Annotated in this window: 2 protein-coding genes and 1 pseudogene; all 3 read left to right on the forward strand. The window is 58.4% G+C overall.

The features are described 5' to 3' along the window. Nucleotides 1-112: 112 nt before the first annotated feature. On the forward strand, nt 113-1,123 hold the full coding sequence (locus L0H65_RS16375; protein ID WP_301460251.1) for a glycosyltransferase family 2 protein: 1,011 nt from the start codon (nt 113-115) through the stop codon (nt 1,121-1,123). Then, nucleotides 1,120-2,817 (forward strand): beta-1,6-N-acetylglucosaminyltransferase, encoded by a 1,698-nt coding sequence (locus L0H65_RS16380; protein ID WP_301460252.1) that lies wholly within the window; start codon nt 1,120-1,122, stop codon nt 2,815-2,817. Before L0H65_RS16375 ends, L0H65_RS16380 begins: the two co-directional genes overlap by 4 nt. Before the next feature lie 4 nt (nt 2,818-2,821). Continuing rightward, nucleotides 2,822-3,589, forward strand: a pseudogene (locus L0H65_RS16385) (nodulation protein NodH); the annotation flags it as partial.

Genomic DNA, 3,589 nt, shown 5'->3' on the forward strand with positions numbered 1-3,589 from the left:
TGTGCCGACATGGGACAAGCATTTCAACATTGTATTAAACCTCGTTTGATATCGGTATTGATGAGGCAGGGTTGCAAGACCCGATGGTAAACGGTTGTCAGGGAAGCAGCTTGTGAGCATTTTTTCACGATATCTTCTGCGGTTGGAGCGTAAGCGCTGGCTTTTCCGCGCGTTCCGCAAGCGGAGGGAGCTTGCGGCGGTCGCGGCCCGCACCGGCTCCATCAAACCCGACGACATCCTGCTGTTTTCGACCCTGCGCAACGAACGGGTCCGGCTGCCCTATTTCCTGCAATACTATCGTGATCTGGGGGTGAATCATTTCCTGATCGTCGACAATGACAGTCAGGACGGATCGCGCGAATATCTGGCCGCGCAAAAAGACGTGTCACTGTGGTCAAGTCGCCACAGTTACAAACGCGCGCGTTTCGGGGTGGATTGGCTGAACTGGCTGCAAATGCGCTACGCCCATGACCATTGGGCGCTGGTGGTCGACCCGGATGAGTTTTTTATTTACCCGTTCTGTGACACGCGCCCGCTGCGCGCGCTGACCGACTGGCTCGATGCCTCGTCAATCAAATCCTTTTCGGCGATGCTGCTGGATATGTATCCCAAAGGGCCGATTGGCGCGCAACCCTACCGCGAAGGCATGGACCCGTTTGAAATCGCCCAATGGTTCGACAGCGGCAATTACGGGATCAAGCGCAACGGCCAATATGGCAACCTGTGGATTCAGGGTGGCCCGCGTTCCCGCATCTTTTTCGCCGATGCGCCGAAACGCGCGCCCGCGCTGAACAAGATCCCCTTGGTGAAATGGCAGCGCCAATACACCTATGTCAGCTCCACCCATATGCTGCTGCCGCGCGGGTTGAACCTCGTCTATGATGAATGGGGCGGTGAGAAAGCCTCCGGCTGCCTGCTGCACGCCAAGTTCCTCGACACTTTCGCCGCCAAGGCCGAGGAGGAGATGACACGCGCCCAGCATTACGCCAACAGCCACGAATACCGCGCCTACAAGGCGGCGCTGAATGACAGCCCGGATATGTGGTGCAAATGGTCTGACAAATACATAAACTGGCGTCAGTTGGAGATTCTGGGCCTGATGTCCAAAGGAAACTGGGCATGAGCATTGGCATCGTCATGCTGTGCCATACGGCGCTCGACCGCGCGGCACAGGTGGCCCGACATTGGGTTGATCGCGGCTGCCCGGTGGTGATTCATTGTGACAAGCGCGTGAAGAAGGCCGAATACGACGGCTTGCAAGCCAGCCTTTCCGACCTTTCGGATATCCGGTTTTCAACGCGTTACGCCTGCGAATGGGGCACCTGGGGCATTGTGGCCGCGACGCAACAAGCCGCAACCGTGATGCTGCGCGATTTTCCGGGCGTCCGCCATGTCTACCTCGCCTCCGGCTCCTGCCTTCCGCTGCGTCCGGTGCGCGATCTGGTCAGTTATCTTGACGGGCGGCCGCGCACCGATTTCATCGAATCGGTGAATACGGCGGATGTCAGTTGGGCCATCGGCGGGTTGGATCTTGAACGTTTCACGCTGCGCTTTCCGTTTTCTTGGCGCAAGCAACGGCCGCTGTTCGATGGGTATGTTCGGCTGCAACGCCGTGTCGGCTTTCGCCGCAAGATCCCGGCAGGCATCGTGCCACACCTGGGCAGTCAATGGTGGTGCCTGACGCGGCAAACCCTTTCCGCCATTCTCGAAGACCCGGAGCGGGAGGAGATTGATCGCTATTTCCGCCGCGTCTGGATCCCGGACGAATCCTATTTCCAGACCCTCGTGCGGCGCTATTCCGCCAATATCGAAAGCCGCTCGCTGACGCTTGCAAAATTCGATTTTCAGGGCAAACCGCATATCTTCTACGATGATCATTTGCAGCTTTTGCGCCGATCCGACTGTTTTGTCGCCCGTAAGATCTGGCCGAATGCCAAAAAGCTCTACCGCGTCTTCATGACCGAGGAAGGTGCGGGACAAGCCAGCGCCGAACCCAACCCGGGCAAGATCGACCGGTTGTTTTCCAAAGCGATCGAGCGGCGCACGAAAGGCCGCGCCGGGCTTTACATGCACAGCCGTTTTCCGAATGAGAATTGGGAGAATGGCAAGACCGCCGCCCCCTATTCGGTGTTCGAAGGCTTCACTGAACTGTTTGAGGATTTTGAGATCTGGCTCGGTAAGGCCACCGGGACGCGGGTGCATGGCCATCTGTTCGCGCTGGACCGGGTGCATTATGCGGGTGGTGAAACCAGCTACAACGGCGCGATGTCGGATTCCGCGGCGATCCGCGATTATAACCCGAAAAGCTTTCTGTCCAGCCTGCTTTGGAACGCCCGCGCCGAACGTCAGTGTTTTCAGTTCGGTCCCGGCGACAACCCGGAAATCAACTGGCAGCTTGCAGGTGACCCCAACGCGAACATCTCTGTCATCTCAGGGGCTTGGGCGGTGCCTTTGTTCAAATCCAACCTCAACTTCTCCGAGATCCGGATGGAAGCCGCGCGCCTGCAAAAGCTGGAGCAGGAGCATTTGAATATCCTGCGCAACCCCTATGCCAAGGCCCGCAGCCGGATCTGGAACCTTGCGGAATTTCTGGAAAACCCGATGGAGCCTTTGCAAACCATCGTCGATGAAATCAGTCCGCGCGCGCTGCGCCGCCTGACCGAAGCGCCGCGGATGACCAATCTGACCGGCTTTGGCCAGTTCTTGCAAAACCTGCGCAATCAAGGCATGCAACCGGTGCTGATGGGGGATTTCCCCGTGGGCGATGACCCGCGACCCAACGCCACCCGCAGGGGTCGGCCCTATCTGGTGAAGTGACCTCTTGGAACCCCGTTTCGACAGTTTCGTATTGTTCGCCGAAATGCGCACCGGAAGCAATTTTCTGGAAGCAAACCTGAACGCCATGCCCGGCGTGTCCTGCCATGGCGAATTGTTCAACCCGCATTTCATCGGCAAACTCAATCAGGACGCGGCCTTCGGCGTGACTTTGGCGGAGCGGGAGGCGGACCCGCTGACCCTGCTGCGCCAGATGCGCGAAGAAAACCCCGGCATCGCGGGGTTTCGCTATTTTCACGACCATGATCCGCGCGTCCTGCCTGCGGTTCTGGCCGATCCGCGCTGCGCCAAAGTCATCCTGACGCGCAATCCGGTGGAAAGCTATGTCTCGTGGAAGATCGCGCAAGCCACCGGGCAATGGAAACTCACCCAGGTCAAACGGTTGAAAACCGCCAAGGCGCAATTTGATGCGGCGGAGTTTTCGGCCCATCTGGCGCAGTTGCAGGCGTTTCAGCTTGCGCTTCTGCATGGGTTGCAAGCCTCTGGCCAGACCGCGTTTTACATCGACTATGAAGACATCAACGATACGGCGGTGTTGAACGGCCTCGCGCTGTTTTTGGGGGTGGAACCCGCACTTTCCGCGCCCGATGGCACGTTGAAAAAGCAAAACCCCGAAGATATTTCGGAAAAGGTCGAAAATTTCGCGGAAATGGAGGCGGCACTGGCGCAGCTTGACCGTTTCAATCTGTCACGCACGCCGAATTTTGAACCGCGCCGCGCGCCTGCCATTCCCACTTTCATCGCGGCGGGCCGC

This window comes from Pseudorhodobacter sp. (assembly GCF_030452865.1).
Taxonomy (GTDB): domain Bacteria; phylum Pseudomonadota; class Alphaproteobacteria; order Rhodobacterales; family Rhodobacteraceae; genus Pseudorhodobacter.